The organism is Streptomyces sp. ATLC9, from assembly GCF_057196705.1.
In genome coordinates this window covers 1-423 of sequence record NZ_JBXUOY010000603.1, presented here as the reverse complement: position 1 = coordinate 423, position 423 = coordinate 1, and the positions used below count along the sequence as shown (strand labels likewise).

The following is a 423-nucleotide window of genomic DNA, read 5'->3' as shown; positions in this document are numbered from 1 at the left end:
CCCCGGGCCGCGCCGCCTCAGGCCGCGCCCACGCGCGGCCGTCCGGCCGCCGGACCGCCGCGGTGGCGCGGGCGGACCAGCAGGGACAACAGGGCCGCCGAGACCAGGGCGGCGACCACGAGAGTGGGAAGCGCGTATCCCGGACCCAGTACCACGCGTGTGATCACGCCGCCGCCGAAGGCGGCCGCGGGCCCGGTGACCAGTACCAGGGACCGGTTCCGGAAGCGGTCCGCGAAACGGCGGCCGGCGACGAGGGCGACGGCGAGACCGACGATGGCCGAGCCGAGCACTTCCCAGAGCATAGGGGGCCTCCCGCGGGCCGGTTGGGTGCGCATCGGGCTATCCGGTCCTACCCAGGACGGCCCGGGGGGGGGGGGGGGGGGGGGGGGGGGGGGGGGGGGGGGGGGCGGCGGGGGGGCCGGC

The 423-nt window shown here is 79.9% G+C and carries 1 protein-coding gene; it reads right to left on the bottom strand.

The features are described from left to right. Nucleotides 1-17 precede the first annotated feature (17 nt). Nucleotides 18-302 (bottom strand): hypothetical protein, encoded by a 285-nt coding sequence (locus AC2CJA_RS27275; protein ID WP_484605285.1) that lies wholly within the window; start codon nt 300-302, stop codon nt 18-20. Between the last annotated feature and the right edge of the window lie 121 nt (nt 303-423).